A 24,924-nucleotide genomic window follows, 5' to 3' on the forward strand; every position below is an offset into this window, starting at 1 on the left:
CGCGCCCAGCCTTACGGCATCGCACGAAGCCGGGCCGTTTCGGTCGGATCCGGCGCGGGCGGTGTACCTTGCAACGCCACGCCGAACAACTGCCGCGCCTGCGCCGCGGTGTAGCGGCCCAGGCGCACGTCTTCGGCCACCGCGCGCGGGTCGCGCTTCAGTGGGTCGCCATAGCCGCCGCCCCCCGGGGTGCGCACCTGCACCCGGTCGCCAGGCCCCAGCGCGATGTCCTGTGCCTTGGAAAGGTGTTCGGGTGTCAGCGCTTTTCCGTCGCGCCAGACGGTCACGATATTCACCGCTCCGTCCGCGCCACCCAACGCGCCTTGCGGACCGACGCGTCCGTGATCCATCACGAAGCTTGCCCTTGCCGTTCCGCGGCGCAGTTCCAGCAGGTAATCCAGCCCGAACCCGCCGCGGTGCGACCCGGCCCCGCCAGATCCCTCGTGCAGGGCGTAATGATGGTAGAGGACGGGGAACTGCTGCTCCATGATCTCGACCGGCGGCGCCTTGGAGATGCCGATGGTCGAGCATCCGTTCGACAGCCCGTCGTGATCGGCATTGCCGCCATAGCCGCCGCCCGAAAGCTGATACATGACGAAATCGCGCCCGCGCGCCGGGTCGTGCCCGCCCAGGGCGAAATTGCCCGATGTGCCGGCGGGCGCGGCGGTGACGCGGTCGGGAAGCGCCGCCACCAACGCGGCGAAGACGGCCTCGGCGATGCGCTGGCTTACCTCGGCCGCACAGCCCGACACCGGCCGTGGGTAGTGGGCATCGAGGAAGGTGCCTTCGATGCCCGTCACGATCAGCGGCGCGAAGGCACCTGCGCTGATCGGCACCTCGGGGAAGATGTGGCGCATGGCCAGATAGACCGAGGACAGCGTCGTCGCCTTCACCGAATTCATCGGCCCGGCGCAGGGCGCGGACGAGCCGGCGAAATCGAAAATCAGATCCTCGCCCCGGCGCCTGACGGCAAGACGGATTTCCAGCGGCTCGTTCACCACCCCGTCGCTGTCGATCAACGCGAGGCCGCGATGCGTGCCCTCGGGGATTGCCGCGATGAAGGCGCGCATCTGCGTGGCGGCGCGGGCGCGCAATTCGGCGATCGCCTCGGCGACAGTGGCATCGCCGTAGCGATCCATCAGCGCGCCCAACCGGTCCTCGCCCACCATCAGCGCCGCGGCCTGGGCCTTCACGTCGCCGATGCGCTGGTCGGCCACCCGGATGTTCGAGCAGATGATCGCGTAGATCTCCTGATCCAGCCGGCCTTCCTTGAACAGCCGCACCGGCGGTAGGCGCAGCCCCTCTTGTTCGACAGCGGTGGCCGAGGCCGAAAACCCCCCCGGCACCGCGCCGCCGGTATCGGGCCAGTGGCCGGTATTCGACAACCAGCAAAAGATCTTGCCGCCCCGATAGAAGGGCCGGGCGAAGCGCACGTCCATCAGATGGGTGCCGCCCAGGTAGGGATCGTTGACGATATAGATATCGCCGGGCTTCGGCGCGGCGGCGCGGCCCGCGGCGATCATCTCGATCAGCGTCGCGGTCGAGGCCTGCATCGTGCCCACGAAAACCGGCAGCCCGCCGGCGCCCTGGGCGATCAGCGCGCCATCCTCGGCGGCGTAGATCCCGTCCGAGCGGTCGTTCGCCTCGGCGATCACCGGCGAGAAGGCGGCGCGCGAAAAGCTCAGGTCCATCTCGTCGCAGACCTGCTGCAAGCCGGCCTGGATGACCGACAGGGTGATGGGATCAAGGCTCATGCCGCGCCTCCGATCGTGACGATGATATTGCCCTGGGCGTCGCCTTCCGCACGGTCGCCCGGCGGGATCAGAAGGGTCGTGTCCATCTGCGCCACCACCGCCGGTCCCTGCAGCACCGCGTCCAGCGGCAGGTGATCGCGCCAGTAGACGGGGGTGTCGTGCCAGGCGCCGTCGAAACGGACCGGGCGGGTGGCGACGCGGGCGTCCCGGGGTCTGGGGCGGCGCCCGGCGGGGTCGATCAGGGTCGACAGATCCAGCGCGGGACGCGCCCCGATGACCGAGCAATTGCCATTGACCACCGCGGCGCGGATCTCGGCCAGTTCCACCCGGAAACGCGCGTAGTAGGCCGCTTCGAAGCGGGCGCGCAGCGCGTCTCGGGTGATGTCGAGGCCGTCCAGCGGCACACGCAACAGGTGGGTTTGGCCCTGGAACTGCATGTCCACGGAATAAAGATGCCGGACCTCGCCTATCTCGATCCGCTCGGCGGCGATCAGGGCCTCTCCCTCCCGCGCCTGCGCGCGCAACGTGTCGTGCAGCAGGCCCATGTCCAGCGTGTCGAGCGGCGCGTTCAGCGTGGTGACGAAATCATGGCGCAGATCGGCCACGACGCAGCCCAGCGCATTGGTGATGCCGGGGCGCGCCGGGATCAGCACCCGGGGAATGCCCAATTCGCGCGCCAGCGCGCAGGCATGCAACGGCCCCGCCCCGCCGAAGGCGAACAGCGCAAAGTCCCGCGGATCGGCGCCCAGCGAGACCGAGACCATGCGGATCGCCCCCGCCATCTTGATATTGGCCAACCGGATCACCGCCTCGGCCGCCTCGATGGCCGACAGGCCCAGCCGCGCGCCAAGGGTTTCGTCGAAGATCCGCGCGACGGTCTCCAGCGTGACGCCGCCTTCCACCGATTTCAGCCCGGCCGGGTCAAGCCGCCCCAGCAGCAGGTTCGCATCCGAAATCGTGGGCTCCACCCCGCCGCGCCCGTAGCAGATCGGCCCCGGGCTGGCGCCGGCGCTTTCGGGCCCGACCTCCAGCAGCCCCGCCGCGTTGACCCGCGCGATAGAGCCGCCGCCCGCGCCCACCGTGCGCACATCGACCATCGGCACATGGATCGGCATCGCATATTCGATCTCGATCTCGTTCGAGACCGAGGGCTCGGCCCCGCGGATCAGCGCCACATCGGTCGAGGTGCCGCCCATGTCATAGGTGATCAGATCCGCGAAACCGCTGGCCCGCCCGGTGTAGGCGGCCGCCATCACGCCCGAGGCCGGCCCCGACATCACCGTCTTTGCCGCCTCGCGCGCGACCCTGCGCGAGGACACCATGCCGCCGTTGCCGTTCATCACCAGCACCTCGCCGCCATAGCCGCCGCGGGCCAGTTCCTTTTCCAGCCGGCGGATATAGCGTTCCAGCAGCGGCTGGACCGAGGCATTGACCGCCGCCGTCACGCCGCGCTCGAATTCGCGGCTTTCCGACAGCAGGGCATGGCCCAAGGTGATGTGGGCGTTGGGCCAGATCGGGCGCAGCACTTCGGCGGCGCGCAATTCATGCGCCGGGTTGGCATAGGCATGAAGGAAATGGATCACCAGCGATTCGCAGCCCTGGGCCAGTAGATGATAGGCGGCCTCTTGCAGCGCGGCCTCGTCCAGCGGCACGATCACCTCTCCGGCCGCGTCCATCCGTTCGGGCACCTCAAGGCGCAGATCGCGCGGGATGATCGGGGTGAAGCGGCCCTTCATTCCATAGGCCTGGGGCCGGGTGCGGCGGCCCAGTTCCAGCACGTCGCGAAAGCCCTGGGTGGTGATCAGCCCGGTCTTCGACAGCTTGCGTTCCAGAACCGCATTGGTCGTCGTCGTCGTGCCGTGGACGATCAGGTCGAGCGCGGGCAGATCCACCTCTGCCTCGGCCAGCGCGGAAAGCACGCCGAAGGCCTGGTTTTCCAGCGTCGATCGTACCTTGGCCAGCCGCACCGCGCCGCTGCCCGGATCCAGCGCCACAAGATCGGTGAACGTGCCGCCCACATCGACCCCCACGACCTGTCCCCGAGCCTCCATCCCTGCCTCCGCATCAACCGTTTGTGTGCGAATGATTTCCCGTCGCCGAGAGAAAGTCAATCTGAGAGGCGGCGCCCCGATCCAGCCGGGCGCGCGGGGCATGGCACGACACGATCGCGCCGCATGGCAAACCTCCGCGCAGATCCGTCCGATCGCGCAACCCCGTGACATTCCCCGCCGTCGCGGGAATAGTCGCGCGACGGCGGCGCCGGGCGGAAACCGGCGCCAGCAATCAAGGGGGCACCGTGCTGATCTTCGACCATTTCGCCGTGTCTGCCGAGACGCTGGAGGACGGGGTTGCCGCCATCGAGGCGGCGCTGGGGCTGCCGATGGGGCCGGGGGGGCGCCATGCGCGGATGGGCACCCACAACCGCCTGCTGGGGCTTGGCGATCTGTATCTCGAGGTGATCGCCGTCGATCCCGCCGCGCCGGCCCCCGACCACCCGCGCTGGTTCGATCTGGACGGGTTTTCGGGCGGCGCGCGGGTGACCAACTGGATCGCGCGCAGCAACGATCTGGAAACCGCCCTGGCCGCCGCGCCCGCTGGCGCCGGCCAGCCGATGCAATTCGCGCGCGACGATCTGCGCTGGCGCATGGCGGTGCCGGCCGATGGCAGGCTGCCCTTCGACAATGCCTTCCCGGCGTTGATCCAGTGGCAGGGCGCGGCGGCCACCACGCGGCACCCGACCCGGCGGTTGCCGGAAACAGGGTGCCGGCTGAGACGGCTCGAGATCGCCCACCCCGGGGCAGAGGCCCTGCGCGCGGCCCTTGCCCCGCTGATCGTCGAGCCCCGCGTCATGGTGGTGCCCGGCCCGCGCCCCGAGATGCGGGCCGAGATCGACACCCCGCACGGGAGGCGCCGGATATGAGCCTGATCCGCCCCGCCACCGCCTGCGACGCCGATGCCGTCGCGGCGATCTGGAACCCGGTGATCCGCGACACCGCGATCACCTTCAACGCAATCGAAAAGGCCGCCGACGACCTGACCCAAAGTTTCGCGCAGAAACGGGCCGACGGCCATGCCTTCCTGGTGGCCGAGGCCGAGGGGGGCCTTCTGGGTTTCGCCACCTACGGGCAGTTTCGCGGTGGCATCGGCTATGCGCATACGATGGAACACACGATCATCCTGGCCCCCGCCGCCCGCGGCCGAGGCGTGGGGCGCGCGCTGATGGCGGCGATCGAGGATCACGCGCGCGCGAATGGGGCGCATTCGATCTTCGCCGGGGTCAGCGCCGAAAACCCGGCCGGCCGGGCCTTTCATGCAGCGCTGGGCTATGCCGAGGTCGCGGTGCTGCGCGAGGTCGGCTTCAAGTTCGGGCGCTGGATGGATCTGGTGCTGATGTGCAAAATGCTCTCCTGACATGCCGCGCCGCAGCGGTTAAACTGGCCCCATGTCGATCTGGGCCCGCATCTCTGCCGCGATCTCGTCTCTCGCCAAGGGCGAGGGGCTGGGTGCGGTGTTCGAAAAGCTGCGCGCGCCGCCCGAACGCTCTGTCGCCTTCACCATCGCGGTGATCGCGCTGGGGGCCAAGATGGCCAAGGCCGACGGCCATGTCACCCGAGACGAGGTTTCCGCCTTCCGTCAGGTGTTCGAGATCCCCCCCTCGGAAGAGGCCAATGCCGCGCGGGTCTTCAACCTGGCGCGCCAGGATGTCGCCGGGTTCGAGGAATACGCCCGCCGAATCAAGCGCATGTTTACCGATGACGACCAGGTGCTGATCGACCTGATGGATGGTCTGTTCCACATCGCGGTGGCGGATGGTGAATATCACCCCTCGGAAGACGCCTTCCTGCACCGCGTGGCGCAAATATTCGGCCTCGACGGGCGCTGTTTTCGCAGCCTCAAGGCCCGCCACATGGCCGATGTGCAACCCGATCCCTATGACGTGCTGGGCGTCGCGCCCGACGCCCCGATCGACGAGGTCCGAACCGCCTGGCGCCACGCGGTGAAGGATTGCCACCCCGACCGGATGCGCGCGCGCGGCGTCCCGCAAGAGGCGCTGGCGCTGGCCAACGACCGCCTGATCGCCGTGAATGCCGCCTGGGAGGAAATCTCGGGCCAGCGCGCAGCCTGACGCGCGATGCGCATCGCCACCTACAATGTGGAATGGTTCGGCAACCTGTTCAGCGCCGACGGCCGGATGCTGGACGATGGCGGATGGTCGGCCCGCTATCAGGTGACGCGGGCGCAGCAGCTTTCGGCGCTGGCGCGGGTGTTTGCGGCGCTCGATGCCGACGCGGTCATGGTGATCGAGGCCCCCGACGACAATCATCGCCGCTCGACGGTGACCCAGTTGCAGGCCTTCGCGGCCTTTGCCGGCCTCAGGGCGCGGCGTGCGGTGATCGGCTTTCCCTCGGACACCGAGCAGGAGATCGCGCTGCTGTTCGATCCCGACCGGATCAGTGCCGAACATGCGCCGATGGGCGCGCCGACCGGCAAGAAGGGCGCGCCTGCCGGCCCCAACGGCGCGCCGCGCTTCGACACGGTGTTTCGCTATGATCTGGATATCGATGCCGCGCCGGAGCCGATCACCTTTTCGAAGCCGCCGCTGGAACTGGCGGTCACCACCAGGGCCGGGCTTTCGCTGCGGATGATCGGGGTCCATGCGAAATCGAAGGCCCCGCACGGCGCGCGCACACCCGAACAGGCGGTGCGCATCGGCATCGAGAACCGGCGCAAGCAACTGGCGCAATGCGTCTGGCTGCGCGCCCGGGTCGACGAGGTGCTGGACGCGGGCACGCCATTGATGGTGATGGGCGATTTCAACGACGGACCCGGTCTCGACGAATATGAGCGCCTTTTCGGCCATTCAGGGATCGAGGTGGTGCTGGGGCTGGACGCCGACAGCAGCCGGCGGCTGATCGATCCGCATGCACAGATGGCGCTGAGCGCGCGGATGGGGGCACAGCCGGCGTCGGCGCGGTTCTACCTGGTCGATCAGAAACGCTATTTCTCGGCGCTGCTGGATTATATCATGCTCAGCCCCGATCTGATGTCGAAACGGCCGGCCTGGCGCATCTGGCACCCGTTCGACGATCCTGAATGCTGGGCCGACACCCCCCTGCGCGAGGCCCTGCTTGCGGCATCGGATCATTTCCCGGTCAGCGTCGATCTGGAGATCTAGCCGCCCGTCCCCATCCGGGTCTTCCCCCTTCACCTTGGAAAAATACTCCACGGGGGTCCGGGGGTGTGAAACCCCCGGCGCCGCCACCGGCCCCGGGGCGCCGAAGCCGACGCTTTGAGCGACTCACCCTCCGGGCCTATACTGCCTGCATGAAACCGCCGGTCTTGGTTCTTTGCCTCGCGCTTGCATCCCCCGCCCTGGCCGAGGGCGACGGCCCGCCTCCTGCACCGCCATCCAGCCCGCCCGCCGCGTCCGGCGACATGTCGAAAGGCTTCGACCTGATGCAGCAGGGCACGCGGCTGATGTTACGCGGGATGCTGGCGCAGATGCAGCCCAAGATGCGGCAGATGCTGGACAGCCTGGGCACGCTGATGGGCGACCTGAACGCCTACGAGGCACCGGTCGTGCTGCCCAACGGCGATATCCTGATCCGCCGAAAGGTGCCGCTGGTGCCGATCCCGCCGGGCGATCCGGGCAACGAGACCGCGCTCTAGCTAGCCGCGACCATGGCCGTGGCCGCGCGCGACGGTGACCTTTGCGCTCACCTGCAGCGCCGCGGCAAGCGAGGCAAAGCGCGCCTGCGCGACCTCTCCGAAAAGGCCCTCGCCATCATCCTTCAGGCGCAGCTCCAGGATCTCCTTGCGCGGGAAATAGCGCAGCTCCGCCACCCGGGTCGGATCATCCATGGCGATCATCGCGCCAAAGCGCATCGCTTTGCCCAGCACCTCGGCCTCCTGCAATTCGCGCGCGTCGAGCAACTTGTAGAGCGGCTCGAAACGGGTGCCCGAGCGGCTGTTCTTGTAGCGGTGCAGAAGCGCCAGACCCAGGAACACGCGCTCTCGGTGGTCCAGCCCGCCCAGGTTGGCGCGGGTCGCGTTGTCGAAGCAGACCTCGGCGCGGTAATCGGGATGCGCGCGCCAGGTGGTGTCGTGCAGAAGACAGGCTGCCTTGATCAGCCGCAGCCGCGCGCGGGGCGCGGATCGGTAAAGCGGCATTAGGAAATCATACAGCTTGCGGCCGAAACCGGGCTGCCGGGCATTGGTGGCCTCGGCGAAGCGGCAGGCTTCGATCAGCGGGTCGCGGGCGCGCAGACGCTGCGGCATCTGCTCGTACAGCAGGCCTTCGCGGATCCCGTAGGAGGAGATGTCGATCTCCTTGGGGCGGAAGATCCGGATCAGCTGCTTCAGCACCTCGGCGGCCAGCGGCACCAGCTCCATCCGGGCGGGCGAGGTGCCGGTCTTGCCGCGCAATTCGTTCAGATCGCTCTTGGAGATCAGGTCGATCGTGGCCAGCGCGTGCTTCTGGCTCATGCGATATTCATGCAGCACCGCCAGCGGATAGTCGCGCCGCTCCATGTCGATCTTGGCCAGCGCCCGCCACGATCCGCCGACAAGGTAAAGCCGCCGGTGATCGGCCTCCAATTCGACCTTCAGCTCGTTGAGCACCTTCTCGATATGCTTCTTGCGGCCCTTGGCGCCGCCCTCGATCTGCTGCAGGCGGAACGGCCCCAGCGGCGAAGTCACGCGCTTGCCGATGCGGCCCTGGCCGACGACCGCCAACTCCATCGACGAGCCGCCGATATCGCAGACGATGCCCTCGGCCTCGGGCCAGCCCAGAAGCACGCCCTGCGCCGACAGCCGCGCCTCCTCGGCGCCGTCGATGACCCATAGGCGCAGGCCGGTTTCGCGCAGGATCTCGGCGCGGAATGCGTCGCCGTCCTCGGCCTCGCGCATGGCGGCTGTGGCGACCGCGGTAAGCGAGGGGATGCCCATGCTCTTCGCGATCAGCACGAAGCGGCGAAGCGCCGAAAGCGCGCGCCGCTTGCCCTCGGGGTTCAGCCGGCCGGTGGCCGCCAGTCCCTGGCCCAGACCGCAAAGGATCTTCTCGTTGTAGAAATAGGCGGGCGAACGCGCGGCGCCGTCGAAGACCACCAGGCGCACCGAGTTCGAGCCCACATCGACCACGCCGATGCGCGACAGCGCCCGGGCCGAGGGATCCTCGAAAAGCGGGCGCCCGAAGGGGCCCCAATCCTCGGCCGTTGCGGTCTGGTCGGTCATCTGGCGGTTCGCCTTGGTTCGCGAAGACTGTGCCGGCGCGCGCGCGGCGCGTCAACGGGCCCGGGGGCTTCGTGCGGCTGGGAAGGCATGGCAGGGCGCGGGGGCATGGTGGCGATCATCCCGGGGGTCAGGTCTTCAATCGGGCCAGTTGCGGGACGTCCTTCGCCCCCGCACTGCCGCGCCCCGAAAGCGAGGGGTTTTCCATGAAGAAGCGGTGGCAGTTGAACAATGCTCCGCCGACGGGGTTGAGCTGGCGGATGTAATGCCCGTCAGGCTGCAGCAGGAAGCTTTGCGCCTCGTCCGCCAGGTTGCCGGCCATGATCTGGCCGACGATCTGTTCCTTGACCGTGGGGTTCTTGATCTCGACCAAGGTCTCGACCCGGCGGTCGAGGTTGCGCTCCATCCAGTCGGCCGAGGAGATGTAGACCCGCGCCTGATCCGAGGGCAGGCCGTGGCCGTTGCCGAAGCACACGATGCGACTGTGTTCCAGGAACCGCCCGACGATGGATTTGACGCGGATGTTTTCCGACAATCCCTTGATGCCGGGGCGCAGGTTGCAGATGCCGCGGATCACCAGGTCGATCTTCACCCCGGCACGGCTGGCGGCATAGAGCGCGTCGATCACCGCCGGTTCGGTCAGCGCGTTCATCTTGGCCCAGATCTGGGCCGGGCGACCCGCGCGGGCATGGGCGGCCTCGGCATCGATCGATTCGATCAGCCGGGATTTCATGTTGAGCGGCGAGATCGCCAGATTCTCCAACCCCTCGGGCTGGGCATAGCCCGAGAGGTAGTTGAACACCTTGGTCGCGTCGCGTCCCAGCGCGGCGTCGCAGGTAAAAAGGCTCAGGTCGGTGTAGATGCGGGCGGTGATCGGGTGGTAATTGCCGGTGCCGTAATGGGTGTAGGTGACCAATTGGTCGCCTTCACGCCGCACCACCGTGCTGATCTTGGCATGGGTCTTGAGATGCAGGAAGCCATAGACGACATGCGCGCCGGCGCGTTCCAGCCTGCGCGACTGGCGGATGTTGGCGGCCTCGTCGAACCGCGCCTTCAGTTCGACCAATGCGGTCACCGACTTGCCCGCCTCGGCCGCCTCGCACAGCGCGCCGACGATCGGGCTGTCGCGCGACGTGCGATAGAGCGTCTGCTTGATCGCAAGGACATTGGGATCGCGCGCCGCCTGGTCAAGAAAGCGGATGACCATGTCGAAGGTCTCGTAGGGGTGGTGCAGCAACATGTCCTTCTGGCGGATCGCCGCGAACATGTCGCCTTCGTGGTCCTGCACCCGTTCGGGCACGCGCGGGGTGAAGGCCGGCCATTGCAGATCGCGCCGGGCATCCAGCACCAGCTCCTTCAGGTCCGCGACGCCCAGGAGGCCGCGCATCTCGATCACCTCATCGAGCGCCACACCCAGTTCCTGGCGCACGGTTTCGCGCAGGTCGTCAGGGGCGCCCGCGGTGATGGTCATGCGGATCACCTCGCCCCGGCGGCGGCGCTTCAGCGCGACCTCGAATTCGCGCACCAGATCCTCGGCCTCGTCCTCGACTTCCAGATCACTGTCGCGCAGCACGCGAAAGGCGCAATGGCCGGCGTCGCGGTAGCCCGGGAAGATCAGGCCGAGGTGCAGCAGCAGAAGTTCCTCGAGCGGCAGAAAGCGGAATTCGCCCGGCTCGGCGGGCAGCGGCACGAAGCGCGCCACCTGCTGCGGGATCGGCAAAAGCGCCTGCAGCGGACGCGCGTCGGCGCTGCGTTCCAGCTGCAGCGCCAGGCAAAAGCCGGTGTTGGGGATGAACGGGAAGGGATGCGCCGGGTCGATCGCCAGCGGCGACAGCACCGGAAAGACCTGGCGCAGGAAATAATCTTCCAGGAACCTGTGGTCGCGCCGGGTCAGCTTGGCGCGGGTCAGCAGGGTGATGCCCTGCGATTCCATTTCCTTCTTCAGTTTGTTCCAGATCGCCTGCTGGGTCTGCAGAAGGCGGCGGGCGTCCTCGTTGATGTGCACCAGCTGTTCGGCGGGACGGCTGCCGTCGGCGGCCGGCGTGGTGTTGCCGGCGCGCGCCAGTTCGCGCAGGCCGGCGACGCGGACAGTGTAGAATTCATCCAGGTTGGTGGCCGAGATCGACAGGAAACGCACCCGTTCCAGCAGTGGCACGCGGGGATTGCGGGCCTCTTCCACCACGCGCCAGTTGAAGGCCAGCCAGCTGAGTTCGCGGTTGAAGAACCGCTTTGGCCCCTCGAACAGGGGCGCGGGCAGCTCGGTGGCCGCGGGGAACGGGGCGGAAAGGTAATCGGCGTCGGTCATGAGGGGCTTATGGGCACGGCGTGTGACGGTTCGGTGACGTCCGACTATGGCGTGTCGGGGGCCTCTAAGTCCAGCGCCCGCGCGGCCAGGGGGCGGGTGATCGGGCGGCGCGCGGCCAGGGCGAGGGCATCGATGCGTTCCACCGCGACGCGGGCGGCGGCGAACGAGCGGTCGATGCGGGTCGCGACATAAGTCAGTACAGAGGGCGGCACGGCAAGCTGGCGGTCGGCAAACAGCTTCATCAGCACGGCGGTCAGCAGCGCGTCGTCGGGCGGATCAAGCCGGGCCAGCGCGGTGGCCTGCATCCGGCTGGCCAGGTCGGGCAGGGTCAGCGGCCAGCGGTTGGGCGGCGTCTTGGCTGTCAGCAGCAGCCGCCCGCCCTGAGCCGCGGTCAGATTGTGAAGATGAAACAGCGCCTCTTCGGCGGCGGGTTGACCGGCGATCTCGTCGGCGTCCTCGATGCCCACCGCGGGGCCGAGCGTGGGCAGATCCGTGCGGGTCAGCGCCTGGGCGGGCAGGATACGGGCCCGGGCCTCGGCGGCCCAGACATGGGCGAGGTGGGTCTTGCCCGCGCCGGGCGGGCCGATCAGCGCCATCTTGCCCTGGGGCCAGTTCGGCCAATCGTCAAGCGCGGCCAGCGCCACGGCGTTGGCCTCGGACACGAAGAAGTCCTCGCGCCCCAGTGCCTCGCGCATGGGCAGGTCGAATGTCAGTTGTTCGGCCATGTCAGGCGCCGCTTTTCCCGCCCGGGGCGCCTGTGTCGGGGGGGGCGCCGATCGCGCCGGGCCGCTCCATCTCGGTGCCGCGATAGAGCATGCTGTTAAGGTATTGCCGAATGCCGAAGCGCGCCAGCACCCCCAGCGTCGCCGCCACCGGCACCGCGACCAACATGCCGACGAAGCCGAAGAGCGTGCCGAAGGCCGACAGCGCGAACAAAAGCCAGACCGGATGCAGCCCCACGGAATGGCCCACCAGCTTCGGGGTCAGGAAGTTGCCCTCGATGGTCTGGCCGACAGCGAAGATCGCCGCGACCACGCCGATCCAGAGCGGCTGATCCCAGAACTGGAACAGTGCCAGCCCGATCGCCAGGGTGCCCCCGGTCAGGGCGCCGAGATAGGGAATGAAGGTGATCAGCCCCGCGATCGCGCCCACCACCAGGCCGAATTGCAGCCCCACCAGCATCAGCGCCACCGCGTAGTAGGTGCCCAGCACCAGGCAGACGGTCAGTTGCCCGCGCACGAAGCCCGCCAGCACGGCGTCGATCTCGCGCGCCAGCCGGCGGATCACCGGACGGTGTTCGCGCGGCAGCCAGTCGTCGACATGGGCCACCATCCGGTCCCAATCTAGCAGCAGATAGAAGGCCACGACCGGTACCACGACGATGAACACCAGCGCGTTGATCACCGTCATTGCCGACGTCAGCACGCTGTTTGCCAGCTTGCCGCCTTGCGACTTGATCGTCTCGCCGATCGTCACCAGGGTCTGGTGCGCAACGCCATGTTGTTCGAGGATCTGCGGAAAATGCAATGTCAGGAAGGTCTGCAACTGGTTCAGAAGCTTCGGGGCCGAGTTGATCAGCGCCAGCAATTGCTGCCCCAGCAGCGGCAGGATCAGCAGCGCTGCGAGAATGAAGATCAACAGCGCCACGACCGAGATCAGCGCCGTCGCAACTGCGCGGCTCAAGCCCAGAGTTTCAAGCCGGTCGGCGACGGGATCCAGGAAATAGGCGATCGCCCCCCCCACCAGGAAGGGAAGCATGACCGACCCCAGGAACCACAGCGCGGCCAGGAAGAGCGCGGTCGCGATCCCCCAGTATTTCAGCTGCTCGCGAACTGTCAGGGCCATGCGCCGCTCCTGTTGCCAGTTATGGAAATGGCAGACCCGGCGGTGGCTTTCAAGCGCCGGAACTGGGCAAGAAGCCGCCATCAGCAACTGCTTACGGCGAAAAGATAAGCGGATCGGCTATCGATTTGGCAGGGCGTCGCCGCAATATAATGCCCATCATGGTATAAGCCGGGTATGGTAGTCACCCCATGATCCACCCCCACGATCCGTCTGGACAAGGATGGATGTACCGACATGACAAGAAAGGTTTCCCCCATGCAACTGCTGTTGATTCCCGTCTTGCAGCGGCGCCGCGGCTCGCGATCCGCCGTGTTTCGCCCGCATTCCGCGCATCAGTCCACGGAGGCCTGAGATGACCGAACATCTGAAAGGTGCGCCGCCCAGCGTCTGGGATCCGCTGGTGCGCCTAAGTCATTGGGGAATCGCCACCGTGGTGCTGTTGAACGGCCTGTTCACCGACGGCGGCGGCGTGGTCCATGTCTGGCTGGGCTGGACCGCGCTCGTCTTGCTGGTGGCGCGGCTGTTTTGGGGGCTGGTGGGCACGGCTGAGGCGCGCTTTGCCTCGTTCCCGCCCAGCCCAAGCGCCGCCGTGGGCCACCTGCGGGCCGTGCTGCGCGGCCGTCCGCCGGAATACCGTTCGCACAATCCGGCCGGGGCGATGATGATCTACGCGCTGTGGGGCCTCTTGCTGCTGGTCGTGGGGACCGGCCTGTACATGACCGGTGGCGCGATGCCGTGGCAGATCTCAAGCAATCCTCAATTCGCCGAGGGGCATTTCCACGGCGGCTGGCTGATTCCTCTGGTTCACGTTTACGCTGCGGACCTTATCCTGGTGCTGTCCGGTATCCATCTGGGCGGGGTGATCGCCGAGAGCCTGTCGTTGCGGCGCAACCTTGTGCGGCCTATGATCCATGGCCAGAGAGGCAGAGCCAACACGCCAGGAGAATAATGCCGCCACATCCGAGCACGCAAAGAGAACGACGGCGGCGAAAGCTCGCCGTCGCCCTTTTTGCACTGGTCCAGGCCGCCGCGGCGGTCTTTTTCGTTGTGGATGTCGGGGCCGACATGGCCAGCGCGTCAGCCGGCTGGGGCACCTATCTCGAGGTGGTCTTCGCGCTGGGCCTGGCGGCGGGCACGGCCTTCGGCGTCTATGAATTGCGGCGGTCTCACGATCTTTTGCTAAGTCATGAGACAGCGCTTGCCTCGGCATCGGGGGCGCTCGCGGATGTGATCGCGGCCCAGTTCGAGGATTGGGGGCTGACCCCGGCGGAGAAGGACGTGGCGATGTTCGCGCTGAAAGGGTTCGACCTGTCCGAGATCGCCCGTCTGCGCGGCGCCGCCCAGGGCACGGTGCGGGCGCAGATGGCCGCGGTCTACGCGAAATCCGGAACCTCGGGGCGGGCGCAGTTCGCGGCCTTCTTCGTCGAGGACCTGCTGGCCGGCAAGGTGGGCGGGCCGGACCGTGCCGATGATGTGACAAAGGCCGGATCCTAGCCGCGATCCGGCCCCCGGCAGTCCCCCCGCCTCGGCAGGCCCCCCGGCGCGGTTGCCGCGCACTTCGGGACAGCGGGCGCGGGGTTCGCGGGGCGCCGCTAGATCCCGTCGGGCAGGTCCAGCCCCAGGGTTTCGGCCAGGCCTTCAAGCGCGGGCAGGGCACCGTTCTCCCAATCCGCCCGGCGCGCCAGGAACAGCGTCGCCTGGCTGCGGTGGATCACCCCGTCCGAGAGGATCTTCAGGTGGTTCGCACGCAGCGTCTCGCCCGTCGAAGTGATGTCGGCGATCGCCTCGGCGGTCAGGTTCTTCACCGTGCCCTCGGTCGCGCCCTGGCTGTCGACCAGCTGATAATCGGCGACCCCGACCTCACGCAGGAATTCGCGCACCAGGCGGTGGTATTTCGTGGCGATCCGCAGCCGGTGGCCATGCGCCGCCCGGAAAGCCGCCGCGGCGGCGTCGAGATCGTCGAGCGTATCGACATCGATCCAGCACGCCGGTACCGCGAGGATCAGATCGGCATGGCCAAAGCCCAGCCTGGCCAGTTCGGTCGCCTCGCTGTCCCAATCCGCCAGCTTTTCGCGCACCAGATCCGATCCCGTCACCCCTAGGTGGATCCGCCCCGCCGCCAGTTCGCGCGGGATCTCGCCGGCCGAGAGCAGCACCATCTCGACCCCGTCCGCGCCCTCGACCCGGCCGGCATATTCGCGCTCTGATCCGGCGCGGGCCATCCGTACGCCGCGGGCGCCGAACCAGTCGAAGGTCTTTTCCATCAGCCGGCCCTTCGACGGCACCCCGATCTTCAGGCTCATGCGGTGCCCTCCCTGAGCGCCACGACCAGCCCCGGGCGGATCACGCCGCCCACGGCGGGGATCTCGCGCGCCCCGCCTTCCAGCGACTTGCCCAGCACCCGGGTCAGCGCGTCGTAACGCCCGCCGGTGGCGACCGGGGGCAGATCCGCGCGCGCCTCGGCATGGAAGGAGAAGACGAAACCGTCGTAATATTCCATCGTCGAGCGCCCGTGGCTGGCCTCGAAATCGAGATCGTCGACACCGATCCCGCGTGCCGCCAATGCCTCGAGCCGTCGCGCAAGGCGATCCACGGCGGGCTGGATCGCGGGCAGATCCACCGCAACGTCCCGCAGATGCGCCAGGGCCGCCGGCGCCTGGCCACGCAGTTTCAGCACGTCGTCGAGCACGTCGACTTCGGCCGCCGAGATTGGCGCGACGGCGGCGTCTTCAGCCAGCGCCCGGGCGCGCGCGGCGATCTCTTCGGGCGCGCGCAGCCCGATCCGGGGCCCGGCCCCGGCCACCAGATCCTCGGGCGTGGCTTGCGCGAGGCTCTCGATCAGTCGCTTGCGGGCCTCGGGCGGCGCGAGGCGGCCGCCGAAGCGGTCCAGCAGCGTGCGGAAACGTTGCGGGCGCCAGATGTGGCGCAACAGCGCGGCCTTGCGCGCCGGGCTGGTCGACAGGCCTTCGACCGCGGCGCGAAGGATGCCGATATCGCCGGTCGCGGGGCGCAGGTTCAGCGGCGCCAGCACCTCGGCGAACAGCGCGAAGACCTCGGCATCGGCGGCCTCGCGGTCGTCACGGGCGAAAAGCTCGAACCCGGCCTGGAAATATTCCCGCGCCCGGGGGCCGCGATGTTCCTGCCGGCGGAACACCTCTCCGGCATAGGCATAGCGCGCCGGTTCCGCCCCGCCTTTCATGTGCATCTGCACCACCGGCACGGTGAAATCGGGGCGCAGCATCATCTCGCCCTGCAGCGGATCGGCGGTGACATAGGCGCGGGCGCGGATATCTTCTCCGTAAAGGTCGAGCAGCGTCTCGGCGGGCAGCAGGATATCGGCCTCGACCGGCTGCGCGCCGGCCTGGATGAAGCGCTCCAATAGGCGCTGCGCCTCGGCGCGGATGGCGGCCTTGTCGGGCATCTCAGCCTTCCAGGATGCGGCGCACGGCGGCGACCAGTTCGGCGCGCGGCACTTCGGTCTGGGCGGGCTGTTCCTTCCATTCCTCGTGCGTGGCCTGGGCCGCGATCTTCGCGCCGAGGATCAGATCCTTGATCTGCACCACGCCGCGCTGGGCCTCGTCCTCGCCCTGGATCACCGCGACCGGCGCGCCGCGCTTGTCGGCGTATTTCAGCTGGTTGCCGAAGTTCTTGGGGTTGCCCAGATAGACCTCGGCGCGGATGCCGGCGGCACGAAGCTCGCCCACCATGGCCATGTAATCGGCCATACGGTCGCGGTCCATCACCGTCACCACCACAGGCCCATGCGTGGCCTCTGCGCCGATCCGGCCCTTGGCGCGCAGCGCCGCCAGCAGCCGATCAACCCCGATCGAGACGCCGGTCGCGGGCACCGCCTGCCCGGTGAAGCGCTTGACCAGATCGTCATAACGCCCGCCGCCGGCGACCGAGCCGAACTGGCGCGGGCGGCCCTTCTCGTCCAGGATCTCGAAGGTCAATTCGGCCTCGAACACCGGGCCGGTGTAATAGCCAAGGCCGCGCACCACCGAGGGGTCGATCACGATGCGGTCGGGGCCGTAGCCCTGGGCGGCCAGCAGCGTCACGATCTGGTCAAGCTCGTCCACCCCGGCCAGCCCGTCCGCGCTGTCGCCCACCGCTGCCCGCAGATTGGTGAGCGTCGCGGTATTGTCAGCGCCCTTTGAGGTAAGGAACAGAAGCACCGGCTCGCCCTGTTCGGGGGCAAGGCCCACGCCGTCGATATAGGCGCCCGAGGCATCCAGCCGCCCCTTGCCCAGAAGCTGGCGCACGCCCTCTTCTCCGACCTTGTCGAACTTGTCGATGGTGCGCAGCACATCCGCCGCCTGCCCCAGATCCGAGACGCCCATCGTCTCAAGCACCCCGTTCAGGACCTTGCGGTTGTTGATCCGCACGATGTAGTCGCCGCGCGGGATGCCGACCTCTTCCAAAGCATCCGAAAGCATCGCGCAGATCTCGGCATCGGCGGCCACCGAAGGCGCGCCCACCGTATCGGCATCGCATTGATAGAACTGGCGAAACCGCCCCGGTCCAGGCTTCTCGTTGCGCCACACCGGACCCATCGCAAAGCGCCGGTAGGGGTTGGGCAGATCGTTGCGGAACTGCGCCGCCACGCGCGCCAGCGGCGCGGTCAGGTCATAGCGCAGCGCCAGCCAGTCACCGGGCTTGTCGGCGCCGGGCTCCTCCTGCCAGGCGAAGACGCCCTCGTTCGGTCGGTCGACATCGGGCAGGAACTTGCCCAGCGCCTCGACCGTCTCGACGGCCGAGGTCTCCAGCGGGTCGAAACCGTAGCGGTGGTAGACGGTGGCGATGCGGTCGAGCATCTCCTTGCGCTCGGTCACATCCGCACCGAAATAGTCGCGAAATCCCTTTGGGGTTTCCGCCCGGGGGCGCCGGGGGGCCTTTGCCTTCGCCATGTCCATACCCGCTTGACTGCTGTCGCGGCCCGTCTAGCCGAAGGGGGGGCGCAGGGCAAGGCGGCGCCGGTCCCGCCGCCGTCCCGGCAGGTGCCCCCTTGGCCCCGGCTCGGCGCCCGCCTACATTGGACCGGTCACAGCGACAGGAGGCCGACATGACCGCGACAGATACGCTCGAGGAGCAGATCGCCCACCTGACCCGCAGCGTCGAGGACCTCTCGGACGTCGTCACCCGCCAGCAACGAGAAATCGACCGTTTGACGCGGCGTCTGGACTTGCTGATCGCCCGCGAGGCCGAGCGCGAATACGACACCGCCGGCGCGATCCCGCTGGCCGATCAGGTGCCTCCTCACTACTGACCCTTTTCATTGTTCCCCAAATACGCAAGCCCAGGTCGCAGCGGGCGCCGCACCGGGTTTGCGCGCGCCAGCGCCCAGGCCGGCCGTCAGCCCGGCGCCTGCCAGTCGACCCAGCGGCCATGAAAATCCGCGCGCCCGAAATTCAGCGCTTCGCCGGCGGGCGCCGTGCCGTCCCATAGCGTCAGTGTCAGCGCCGCGCCATCGTCGCTGCCATCGTGTTCCATCCCGAAATGCGCAAGCGGCGCCTCGGGTGTGGCGCAGCTGCCAGCCCGGGCCAGCGCCCTGGCGGCGCGGGCCTGGACCGCGGCGGGGAAATATTGCCAGGCGATGGTGTGGAAGACCAGGTGCAGGTGACCTGGGTGGGGTTTGGATAGCCGCGCTTCCAGCCAGTCGGCGGCGTCGCCGCGGTCGACCTGCGGGCGCAGGCGCCGGGCTTCGGCCAGGGCGGCGTCGGTTCGGGTCAGGCGGTCGAACTGATCCGCCCAGAGATAGGACATCAGCCGCAGCCGGTCGGCCTGCGGGTCAAGCGGGTTCAGATCCACCCCGCGCCGCGCCGCGACCCGGGGCAGGGCGCCGCCGGGCGGCCGGCCGCGCCATTCCGGTGCCAGTTCCAGCACCGGATCGGCGGGGCCCAGGACGATGGGGTCCAGTTCGGCACCGCCCGCGCGCAGGGCGTAGCGGTCCCACAGCAGGTTCAGCCCCGCGCTTGCGCCCAGTTCCGACAACACCAGCGGCAGGCCGATCCGGTTCTCCAGCCAGGCCGCCAGCGCGATCAGAACGGCCGAGCGGCGCACCTCGTTGGTCTGCGGCGGGCTGTCCAGCCAACGCAGGATGAAATCCTCGTGCCGCACCAGCGCCGCCGCGACCGCGTCCCATAAGGCGGCATCGGCGGCCTCATGCGGCGGATAGACCGCCGCCAGCGGCGTGTCCTGTCCGCTTTGCACCAGGGCATGCAGCGCCCCCGCCAGTCGTAGCGGCACGGAATCGGCCCGGGCGGTGATGTCGCCGGGCCAGCCGAACAGCCTGTCGGTCAGCGGCGTGCCCGGGGTCAGGCGGTCGGCGCAAAGCCGCAGCAGCCGCGCGGTAAAGGGCGACCCCAGCGCCGCGCAGGCCTTTGCCTGACCGTGCAGGGCCTCGGCCAGACCCAACCGGGCGTTCACTTGAAATGATCCTTCAGCTTCTGCAGCGGACTGCGGTCGTCCGGGGCCGGGCCGGTTTCGGGTGCTGCCGCCCTTGCGCGGTCGTCGGATCGGGCGGGTGTCGCGGCGCGCGCGCCGCCCCCGCTGCCGCCCGAAGACCGCGGCGGCGCGGTGCGCAGGCTGACCGCATTCATGAAGCGCGCGCCGTCGCCCTGGGCCAGCGCCGTGGCGCCATCCGAGATGCCGCGCAGCAGATCGTCGATCCATGCCTCATCGGCCTTGGCGAAATCATGCAGCACATAGCCCGCGACCCGGTCCTTGTGGCCGGGATGGCCGATGCCGATCCGCACCCGCGCATAGGCCTCGCCGATATGGGCGTGGATCGACCGCAACCCGTTGTGCCCGGCATGACCGCCGCCCTGCTTTACCCGGCACTTGCCGGGCGCAAGGTCCAGCTCGTCATGGAAGACGGTAATGTCCTCGGGCGCCAGCTTGTAGAAGCGCATCGCCTCGCCCACGGACTGGCCCGAGAGGTTCATGAAGGTATGGGGCTTCAGCAAGATCACCTTCACCTCGCCCAGCCGGCCCTCGGCCACCTCGCCCTGGAACCGCGCGCGCCAGGGGGCAAAGCCGTGATCGGCGGCGATCCGGTCCAGGGCCATGAAGCCGATATTGTGGCGATTGCGCGCGTATTTCGCGCCAGGATTGCCAAGGCCGGCGAAGAGATGCATCCAAAGGCTCCTTTCACCCGACGTTCTGCCGTGAAACGCGGGAAAATGCCAGAGCATCCCGGCGCGAAGGCGGCGCGGGCGGGCAGGTCCCCCGCCTTGGCCGCCACTTCGTGCGCCGCCCGCTCTGGACCCTGCGGCGGGCAGGTGATTAACTCCGCCCGATCGCGAAAACGGAGAATGACGATGGCCAGCGGCAGCAATATCCGCACCTACTACGACGGCACCTGGCATGAGGGCGACGTGCCGATCATGAAGGCCGCCGACCATGGCAGCTGGCTTGGATCCACCGTGTTCGACGGGGCGCGGATGTTCGAGGGCGTCACCCCCGATCTCGACGCCCATTGCGCGCGCATCAACCGCTCGGCCGAGGCGCTGATGATCACGCCCTCGGTGGCGACCGACCAGATGGTGAAGATCGTGCGCGAGGGGCTCGCGCTCTATCCCAAGGGCACTCCGGTCTATATCCGGCCGATGTACTGGGCGCTGGACGGGGACGAAAGCGCGATCGTGCCGAAAAGCGGCGCCACCGGCTTCGCGATCTGCCTGGAGGAAATCCCGATGCCTCCGGCCGAGGCCGCGACCACGCTGACCAGGACGCAATTTCAGCGCCCGATCCTGGCCGATGCGGTGGTCAATGCCAAGGCCGGCTGCCTTTATCCCAACAACGCCCGCATGCTGGCCGAGGCCCGCGCCAAGGGCTTCGGCAATGCGCTGGTGGCCGACGCGATGGGCAACGTCGCCGAAAGCGCCACCGCGAATGTCTTCATGGTCAGGGACGGAGAGGTCTTTACCCCGATCGCCAACGGCACCTTCCTGTCGGGCATCACCCGCGCGCGGCACCTGTCGAACCTGCGCGCCGCGGGCTACGCCTGCCACGAGACGGTGCTGAGCTTTGCCGATTTCCATGCCGCGGACGAGGTCTTCCTGTCGGGCAACATGTCCAAGGTGATGCCGGTGACCCGGTTCGACGATACAAGCTATCAGATCGGCCCGGTCACCCGCCGCGCGCGCGAACTGTACTGGGATTGGGCGCTCAGCGACGCGCGCTGAGGCCGCCGACGCGATCCCCACTTGTCAGCCGCCCCCGGTTTCGGCGATGATCCCACGGTCCTAGGAGGGCCCCATGCGCAAGTTTCTTGTCGTACTCGACGACAGCCGAGAATGTCTCAACGCCATGCGCTTCGCCGCGCTGCGTGCAAATCACACCAAGGCGGGGGTGCAGATCCTTTCAGTGATCCCGCCCGAGGAGTTCCAGCACTGGCTGGGCGTGGCCGAGGTGATGCGCACCGAGGCACGTGAACGGATCGAGGCGCATTTCGAGGTGTTCGCCAAATGGATGCGGACCCGGCAGAACGTGGATCCCGAATTGGTGATCCGCGAAGGAGAGCCGGTGGCCGAGATCCTGGCCCAGATCAAGGAAGACCCCGAGATCGGAATCCTGGTGCTGGGCGCGGGGACCGATCGCGGCGGGCCGGGCAATCTGGTCACGGCGTTGACACGCAGTTCGGGCACGCTGCCAATCCCGATCACCATCGTCCCGGGCGAGATGTCCAAGGAACGCCTAGAAGCGATCACCTGATCCGCCCCCGACGCCCCGTTCAGCCGCGCGCGTGGCTGCCAGCATCGGGCAGCGTCAAAGCTGGTGACAAGCCGGGGCCTATTTTGGCAAGATGGTGCCAACGAGGGCGCGGCACGGGATCGCACCCCGCATCCGGCGGACCAAAGAGGCCAAGGGTCGTGGCAGACAACCCCTATCGGGAACTTCCCCCAACCGCGTTCTGGCGCACCGGCGTGGCCGAGGCGGGGCTGTTCGGTTTGCAGGGCCTTTGGAAATCGCCCTGGCGTTTGCCGTCGGATGCGCGGTTTTCCACCTTCGGGTCGTGCTTTGCCCAGCACATCAGCCGGGCACTGGTGGCGCGCGGGGTGACCTGGAAAGATGCCGAGCCCGCCCCGGGCCGCACCCCCGACGAATTGGCGCGCAAGTACAATTACGGCGTCTTCACCGCGCGCACCGGCAATATCTACACTGCCGCGCAACTGCTGACCTGGACCCGCCTGGCACTGGGCGAGATGCCGATCGAGGCGATCGAGATCTGGGAAGGTCCCGAGGGCCGCTTCCACGACACCCTGCGCCCGAAGATAGAACCCGACGGCTTCGAGAGCATCGCCGAGGCACGCGCCTCGCTTGCCACCACAGCCCGCGCCTTCCGCCGCGCCTTTGCCGAGGCCGAGGTCTTCGTCTTCACCCTGGGTCTCACCGAGGGCTGGGAGGACGCCTCCACCGGCCAGTGCTGGCCGCTTTGCCCCGGCACCGGCGTGGGCACCTTCGACCCCGCGCGCCATGTCTTCGTCAATTACGACTACCCCCGCATCCGTGCGGATCTGGAGGCCGCGATGGCGCTGATGCGCGGCGTCACGCCGGGCTTGCGGTTTCTGTTCACCGTGTCGCCGGTGCCGCTGGTCGCGACCGCCTCGGGCGGGCATGTGCTGGTGGCGACGACGCATTCGAAATCCGTCTTGCGGGCGGTGGCGGGGGATCTGGCCGCCGCATGCGAAGAGGTCGATTATTTCCCCTCCTACGAGATCATCGCAAGCCCACCCGCCCGCGCCACCTTCTTTGAGCCCAACATGCGCACCATCGCCCCCGAGGGGGTGAACCTGGTGATGACGCATTTCTTCGCCGGTCTCGACATTTCCGCCCCGCCCGAACGCGGCGAGGCGCAGGACGGGGCGCAGGACGGGGCCGCCGCTCGGCAGAAGGCTTCCGAGGCCGAAATGGCGGCCGAGGATCTGGTCTGCGAAGAGATCATCCTGGAGCAGTTCAATGACGGCTAGCCCAGAGCCCCAGGTCTATTTCATCGGAGACAGCCATTGCGCGGCACTTCTGGCCGGCGCGCGGCTTCTGGGGATCGCCGCGGACGGGGCCTCTTGGTCAGGTTCGACCTGGCATGACGGGCGCTTCGCGCTGAACGAGAACGGCATCAATCCGCGCGGCCTGCCGCAGGCGGGGCGGCTGGTGGAGGCGCTGCGCGAACGGGTCGGGCGCGCGCGGGTGGTGCCGCCGGGCCGGCCGGTGGTGTCGACCCTGGGGTTCCATCTGGGCCGGCTGGTGCCGCCCTATGGCTGGAACGGGCACGAGGCACTGCCCCGGGCCGAGGGTTTCCCGGCCGAGGCCGATGTGACCTCGCGCGCCTTTCTGCGCGACTACATCCGCCACCACCGCCGCCGCCATTTCCGCATTGCCCGGCGCTGGGCGCGGCAGGAACGGCTGATCCTGGTCGCGCCGCCGCCTGCGTTCGAGCGCCCCAATTACCGCGCCTTCCGCGAGGAATTGCTGGCCTGGTACCGTGACGAGGGGCTTGCGGTCTTCGACCCCAGCCCGGAATTCGCGCGCGAAGCCGGTGGCCTGGTGCCGCCCGCGCTGCTGGAGGAAGACGGGATCCACGGCACCCCCGAATACGGCGCGCGTGTCCTGCGCGCGATGCAGCGCGCGGGTGTTCTGGACCTCGCGCAGCCCGATTGATCCGCCCCGATTGATCCGAAAGGAAGCCGACCGATGCCCGCTGACCAGCCCGAAGATCCCGCGATGCAAGATCTGCCGCCGCCCTACCGCGTGCCCGAGGGCAGCGAGCTGGAGCTGAAGGCGCCGAACCGCCACCAGAAACGCCTGCGCCTTCTGGCGCAGATGCCCCGCGGCGGGCGCTGCGCCGAGATCGGGGTGTGGAACGGGGCGTTCTCGGAATACATCCTCGAAGTCACCCGCCCGCGCGAGTTGATCCTGATCGACCCCTGGGATCTGCTGTCTGACCGCCCCGAGGGCGAGCAGACCCACAAGAAGCACGCCGACGAGGATTTCATGGGCTCGATGCGCGACCGGGTGGCCGCGAAATTCGCCGACCGTCCCGAGGTGAAGCTGCATCAGGGCTTTTCGGCGGATGTGCTGGAGACGCTGGACGACGATTGCCTCGACTGGATCTATATCGACGGCAATCACCGCTATGAATTCGTGCGCCGCGATCTGCGGGCGGCGGCGCGCAAGGTGCGGCTGGGCGGGGTGATCGCGGGCGACGATCTGTTCTGGAAGCGCGACGATCGGATGCATGTGCGCGACGCGGTGATGGAATTCCTCGCCGGGGCGGGGCTGGAGCGCAAGGTCGATCACATCGGCCAGCAGTTCATGATCCCCGTGGGCGAAGAGATCAAGAAGGCCTACGCGGCGGCCTAGGCTGCCCCAGGCCCCGGTTCCGCCGCGGTTCCGCCCCGATCGCTGCGGGTGAACTGGATCAGGTCCCAGCGGTTGCCCCAGGGATCCGACCACACCGCGACGCGGCCATAGTGCTCATCCCGCGGGGCGCTCTCGAACCGGATGCCCTGCGCCTGCATGCGGCGGTGGTCGGCATCGAAATCCTCGGTCTCCAGGAACAGCCAGACCCGGCCGCCGCCCTGCGCGCCGATCGCCGCGCCTTGCCGTTCGCCCACCGCGCGGGCCAGCAGGATCTCGGTCTCGGCGCCGGGCGGGGCGATGCGGACCCAGCGCTTGCCGCCGCCAAGGTCGGTGTCCTCGCGGCATTCGAACCCCAGCGGCAGAAAGAAGGCAAGTGCCGCGTCGTAGTCGGGCACGAGCAGAGAGAATAGGGCCATGCGTGTCGGCATA

Annotated in this window: 25 protein-coding genes; 13 read left to right on the forward strand and 12 right to left on the reverse strand. The window is 68.4% G+C overall.

Features of this window, described 5'->3' with window-relative positions:
- Positions 1-11 precede the first annotated feature (11 nt).
- Together BLV97_RS09885 and BLV97_RS09890 are read right to left on the reverse strand one after the other, a co-directional pair.
- Positions 12-1,754 carry a hydantoinase B/oxoprolinase family protein gene (locus BLV97_RS09885; protein WP_092164047.1) on the reverse strand — a complete coding sequence of 581 codons (1,743 nt, stop codon included), beginning with the start codon at positions 1,752-1,754 and terminating at the stop codon, positions 12-14.
- Complete coding sequence (locus BLV97_RS09890) at positions 1,751-3,805, reverse strand: hydantoinase/oxoprolinase family protein (protein WP_035845244.1); 2,055 nt, start codon at positions 3,803-3,805, stop codon at positions 1,751-1,753. The genes BLV97_RS09885 and BLV97_RS09890 overlap by 4 nt, the downstream gene beginning before the upstream one ends.
- Positions 3,806-4,050: 245 nt before the next feature.
- On the opposite strand from BLV97_RS09890, the gene BLV97_RS09895 reads away from it, so the two are divergent.
- The 5 genes from BLV97_RS09895 to BLV97_RS09915 all read left to right on the forward strand — a co-directional run bounded on the left by BLV97_RS09895 (position 4,051) and on the right by BLV97_RS09915 (position 7,424).
- Complete coding sequence (locus tag BLV97_RS09895) at positions 4,051-4,674, forward strand: VOC family protein (protein WP_035845250.1); 624 nt, start codon at positions 4,051-4,053, stop codon at positions 4,672-4,674.
- 2 nt (positions 4,675-4,676) lie between these two features.
- A complete protein-coding gene (locus BLV97_RS09900) occupies positions 4,677-5,165 on the forward strand; it encodes a GNAT family N-acetyltransferase (RefSeq protein WP_035845315.1) in 489 nt (162 codons plus the stop codon).
- A 31-nt stretch (positions 5,166-5,196) separates the two neighbouring features.
- Positions 5,197-5,880, forward strand: a complete 684-nt coding sequence (locus BLV97_RS09905; RefSeq protein ID WP_035845252.1) for a molecular chaperone DjiA — start codon at positions 5,197-5,199, stop codon at positions 5,878-5,880.
- Positions 5,881-5,886: 6 nt separating this feature from the next.
- Positions 5,887-6,930, forward strand: coding sequence for an endonuclease/exonuclease/phosphatase family protein (locus BLV97_RS09910; protein ID WP_035845253.1), 1,044 nt, complete (start codon positions 5,887-5,889; stop codon positions 6,928-6,930).
- Between the two features lie 149 nt (positions 6,931-7,079).
- Positions 7,080-7,424: a hypothetical protein gene (locus tag BLV97_RS09915; protein WP_035845259.1), complete on the forward strand. Its 345-nt coding sequence runs from the start codon at positions 7,080-7,082 to the stop codon at positions 7,422-7,424.
- Here the strand turns inward: BLV97_RS09915 and BLV97_RS09920 are convergent, their stop codons facing one another.
- The 4 genes from BLV97_RS09920 to BLV97_RS09935 form a co-directional block, all read right to left on the reverse strand.
- Positions 7,425-8,987 carry a Ppx/GppA family phosphatase gene (locus BLV97_RS09920; RefSeq protein WP_035845268.1) on the reverse strand — a complete coding sequence of 521 codons (1,563 nt, stop codon included), beginning with the start codon at positions 8,985-8,987 and terminating at the stop codon, positions 7,425-7,427. It abuts the gene before it with no gap.
- Positions 8,988-9,114: 127 nt separating this feature from the next.
- The gene (locus BLV97_RS09925) at positions 9,115-11,289 is read right to left on the reverse strand and encodes an RNA degradosome polyphosphate kinase (protein ID WP_035845275.1); all 2,175 of its coding nucleotides are present in this window, start codon (positions 11,287-11,289) and stop codon (positions 9,115-9,117) included.
- Positions 11,290-11,333: 44 nt separating this feature from the next.
- Positions 11,334-12,014, reverse strand: a complete 681-nt coding sequence (locus tag BLV97_RS09930; protein WP_035845276.1) for a P-loop NTPase family protein — start codon at positions 12,012-12,014, stop codon at positions 11,334-11,336.
- A 1-nt stretch (position 12,015) separates the two neighbouring features.
- Complete coding sequence (locus BLV97_RS09935; protein ID WP_051646226.1) at positions 12,016-13,134, reverse strand: AI-2E family transporter; 1,119 nt, start codon at positions 13,132-13,134, stop codon at positions 12,016-12,018.
- Between the two features lie 352 nt (positions 13,135-13,486).
- Here BLV97_RS09935 and BLV97_RS09940 point away from each other — a divergent pair, with 352 nt between their 5' ends.
- Positions 13,487-14,083 (forward strand): cytochrome b/b6 domain-containing protein, encoded by a 597-nt coding sequence (locus BLV97_RS09940; RefSeq protein WP_035845277.1) that lies wholly within the window; start codon positions 13,487-13,489, stop codon positions 14,081-14,083.
- Positions 14,084-14,199: 116 nt separating this feature from the next.
- Entirely contained in the window at positions 14,200-14,628 is a 429-nt protein-coding gene (locus tag BLV97_RS09945) for a helix-turn-helix transcriptional regulator (protein WP_244521005.1), read from the forward strand.
- 98 nt (positions 14,629-14,726) lie between these two features.
- Here BLV97_RS09945 and hisG read toward each other — a convergent pair whose 3' ends face one another.
- Genes hisG through hisS form a run of 3 tightly spaced genes read right to left on the reverse strand, consistent with a single transcriptional unit; the run spans position 14,727 to position 18,041 of the window.
- Complete coding sequence (gene hisG / locus BLV97_RS09950) at positions 14,727-15,437, reverse strand: ATP phosphoribosyltransferase (RefSeq protein WP_035845280.1); 711 nt, start codon at positions 15,435-15,437, stop codon at positions 14,727-14,729.
- Positions 15,434-16,555, reverse strand: a complete 1,122-nt coding sequence (locus BLV97_RS09955; protein ID WP_035845281.1) for an ATP phosphoribosyltransferase regulatory subunit — start codon at positions 16,553-16,555, stop codon at positions 15,434-15,436. The genes hisG and BLV97_RS09955 overlap by 4 nt, the downstream gene beginning before the upstream one ends.
- Position 16,556: 1 nt before the next feature.
- Positions 16,557-18,041 carry a histidine--tRNA ligase gene (gene hisS, locus BLV97_RS09960; protein WP_035845320.1) on the reverse strand — a complete coding sequence of 495 codons (1,485 nt, stop codon included), beginning with the start codon at positions 18,039-18,041 and terminating at the stop codon, positions 16,557-16,559.
- A gap of 155 nt (positions 18,042-18,196) precedes the next feature.
- Here hisS and BLV97_RS09965 point away from each other — a divergent pair, with 155 nt between their 5' ends.
- Positions 18,197-18,400 carry a SlyX family protein gene (locus BLV97_RS09965; RefSeq protein ID WP_035845282.1) on the forward strand — a complete coding sequence of 68 codons (204 nt, stop codon included), beginning with the start codon at positions 18,197-18,199 and terminating at the stop codon, positions 18,398-18,400.
- An 86-nt stretch (positions 18,401-18,486) separates the two neighbouring features.
- Here the strand turns inward: BLV97_RS09965 and BLV97_RS09970 are convergent, their stop codons facing one another.
- Positions 18,487-19,560 (reverse strand): DUF2332 domain-containing protein, encoded by a 1,074-nt coding sequence (locus BLV97_RS09970; protein ID WP_244521006.1) that lies wholly within the window; start codon positions 19,558-19,560, stop codon positions 18,487-18,489.
- Complete coding sequence (gene pth, locus BLV97_RS09975; protein ID WP_035845283.1) at positions 19,557-20,270, reverse strand: aminoacyl-tRNA hydrolase; 714 nt, start codon at positions 20,268-20,270, stop codon at positions 19,557-19,559. Before pth ends, BLV97_RS09970 begins: the two co-directional genes overlap by 4 nt.
- Positions 20,271-20,453: 183 nt before the next feature.
- Between pth and BLV97_RS09980 the strand changes: the two genes are divergently transcribed.
- The 5 genes from BLV97_RS09980 (at position 20,454) to BLV97_RS10000 (ending at position 24,495) form a co-directional block, all read left to right on the forward strand.
- Positions 20,454-21,320, forward strand: coding sequence for a branched-chain amino acid aminotransferase (locus BLV97_RS09980; protein WP_035845289.1), 867 nt, complete (start codon positions 20,454-20,456; stop codon positions 21,318-21,320).
- A 73-nt stretch (positions 21,321-21,393) separates the two neighbouring features.
- A complete protein-coding gene (locus BLV97_RS09985; RefSeq protein ID WP_035845292.1) occupies positions 21,394-21,849 on the forward strand; it encodes a universal stress protein in 456 nt (151 codons plus the stop codon).
- Positions 21,850-22,007: 158 nt separating this feature from the next.
- The gene (locus BLV97_RS09990; RefSeq protein WP_035845294.1) at positions 22,008-23,105 is read left to right on the forward strand and encodes a GSCFA domain-containing protein; all 1,098 of its coding nucleotides are present in this window, start codon (positions 22,008-22,010) and stop codon (positions 23,103-23,105) included.
- Entirely contained in the window at positions 23,095-23,793 is a 699-nt protein-coding gene (locus BLV97_RS09995; RefSeq protein ID WP_035845296.1) for a hypothetical protein, read from the forward strand. Before BLV97_RS09990 ends, BLV97_RS09995 begins: the two co-directional genes overlap by 11 nt.
- 33 nt (positions 23,794-23,826) lie before the next feature.
- Positions 23,827-24,495: a class I SAM-dependent methyltransferase gene (locus tag BLV97_RS10000; RefSeq protein ID WP_051646228.1), complete on the forward strand. Its 669-nt coding sequence runs from the start codon at positions 23,827-23,829 to the stop codon at positions 24,493-24,495.
- Here BLV97_RS10000 and BLV97_RS10005 read toward each other — a convergent pair.
- Positions 24,492-24,923, reverse strand: coding sequence for a VOC family protein (locus tag BLV97_RS10005; protein ID WP_035845299.1), 432 nt, complete (start codon positions 24,921-24,923; stop codon positions 24,492-24,494). The genes BLV97_RS10000 and BLV97_RS10005 overlap by 4 nt on opposite strands.
- Position 24,924: the final 1 nt, after the last annotated feature.

The organism is Allgaiera indica, from assembly GCF_900106675.1.
GTDB classification, from domain to species: Bacteria; Pseudomonadota; Alphaproteobacteria; order Rhodobacterales; family Rhodobacteraceae; genus Acidimangrovimonas; species Acidimangrovimonas indica.

Bases quoted from the DNA above. Each gene is read 5' to 3' on its own strand.
- BLV97_RS09885 (WP_092164047.1), bottom strand. From the start codon at position 1,754: ATGAGCCTTGATCCCATCACCCTGTCGGTCATCCAGGCCGGCTTGCAG.
- BLV97_RS09890 (WP_035845244.1), bottom strand. From the start codon at position 3,805: ATGGAGGCTCGGGGACAGGTCGTGGGGGTCGATGTGGGCGGCACGTTC.
- BLV97_RS09905 (WP_035845252.1), top strand. From the start codon at position 5,197: ATGTCGATCTGGGCCCGCATCTCTGCCGCGATCTCGTCTCTCGCCAAG.
- BLV97_RS09910 (WP_035845253.1), top strand. From the start codon at position 5,887: ATGCGCATCGCCACCTACAATGTGGAATGGTTCGGCAACCTGTTCAGC.
- BLV97_RS09915 (WP_035845259.1), top strand. From the start codon at position 7,080: ATGAAACCGCCGGTCTTGGTTCTTTGCCTCGCGCTTGCATCCCCCGCC.
- BLV97_RS09920 (WP_035845268.1), bottom strand. From the start codon at position 8,987: ATGACCGACCAGACCGCAACGGCCGAGGATTGGGGCCCCTTCGGGCGC.
- BLV97_RS09925 (WP_035845275.1), bottom strand. From the start codon at position 11,289: ATGACCGACGCCGATTACCTTTCCGCCCCGTTCCCCGCGGCCACCGAG.
- BLV97_RS09930 (WP_035845276.1), bottom strand. From the start codon at position 12,014: ATGGCCGAACAACTGACATTCGACCTGCCCATGCGCGAGGCACTGGGG.
- BLV97_RS09935 (WP_051646226.1), bottom strand. From the start codon at position 13,134: ATGGCCCTGACAGTTCGCGAGCAGCTGAAATACTGGGGGATCGCGACC.
- BLV97_RS09940 (WP_035845277.1), top strand. From the start codon at position 13,487: ATGACCGAACATCTGAAAGGTGCGCCGCCCAGCGTCTGGGATCCGCTG.
- BLV97_RS09945 (WP_244521005.1), top strand. From the start codon at position 14,200: ATGGCCAGCGCGTCAGCCGGCTGGGGCACCTATCTCGAGGTGGTCTTC.
- hisG (WP_035845280.1), bottom strand. From the start codon at position 15,437: ATGAGCCTGAAGATCGGGGTGCCGTCGAAGGGCCGGCTGATGGAAAAG.
- BLV97_RS09955 (WP_035845281.1), bottom strand. From the start codon at position 16,555: ATGCCCGACAAGGCCGCCATCCGCGCCGAGGCGCAGCGCCTATTGGAG.
- hisS (WP_035845320.1), bottom strand. From the start codon at position 18,041: ATGGCGAAGGCAAAGGCCCCCCGGCGCCCCCGGGCGGAAACCCCAAAG.
- BLV97_RS09965 (WP_035845282.1), top strand. From the start codon at position 18,197: ATGACCGCGACAGATACGCTCGAGGAGCAGATCGCCCACCTGACCCGC.
- pth (WP_035845283.1), bottom strand. From the start codon at position 20,270: ATGCATCTCTTCGCCGGCCTTGGCAATCCTGGCGCGAAATACGCGCGC.
- BLV97_RS09980 (WP_035845289.1), top strand. From the start codon at position 20,454: ATGGCCAGCGGCAGCAATATCCGCACCTACTACGACGGCACCTGGCAT.
- BLV97_RS09985 (WP_035845292.1), top strand. From the start codon at position 21,394: ATGCGCAAGTTTCTTGTCGTACTCGACGACAGCCGAGAATGTCTCAAC.
- BLV97_RS09995 (WP_035845296.1), top strand. From the start codon at position 23,095: ATGACGGCTAGCCCAGAGCCCCAGGTCTATTTCATCGGAGACAGCCAT.
- BLV97_RS10000 (WP_051646228.1), top strand. From the start codon at position 23,827: ATGCCCGCTGACCAGCCCGAAGATCCCGCGATGCAAGATCTGCCGCCG.
- BLV97_RS10005 (WP_035845299.1), bottom strand. From the start codon at position 24,923: ATGCCGACACGCATGGCCCTATTCTCTCTGCTCGTGCCCGACTACGAC.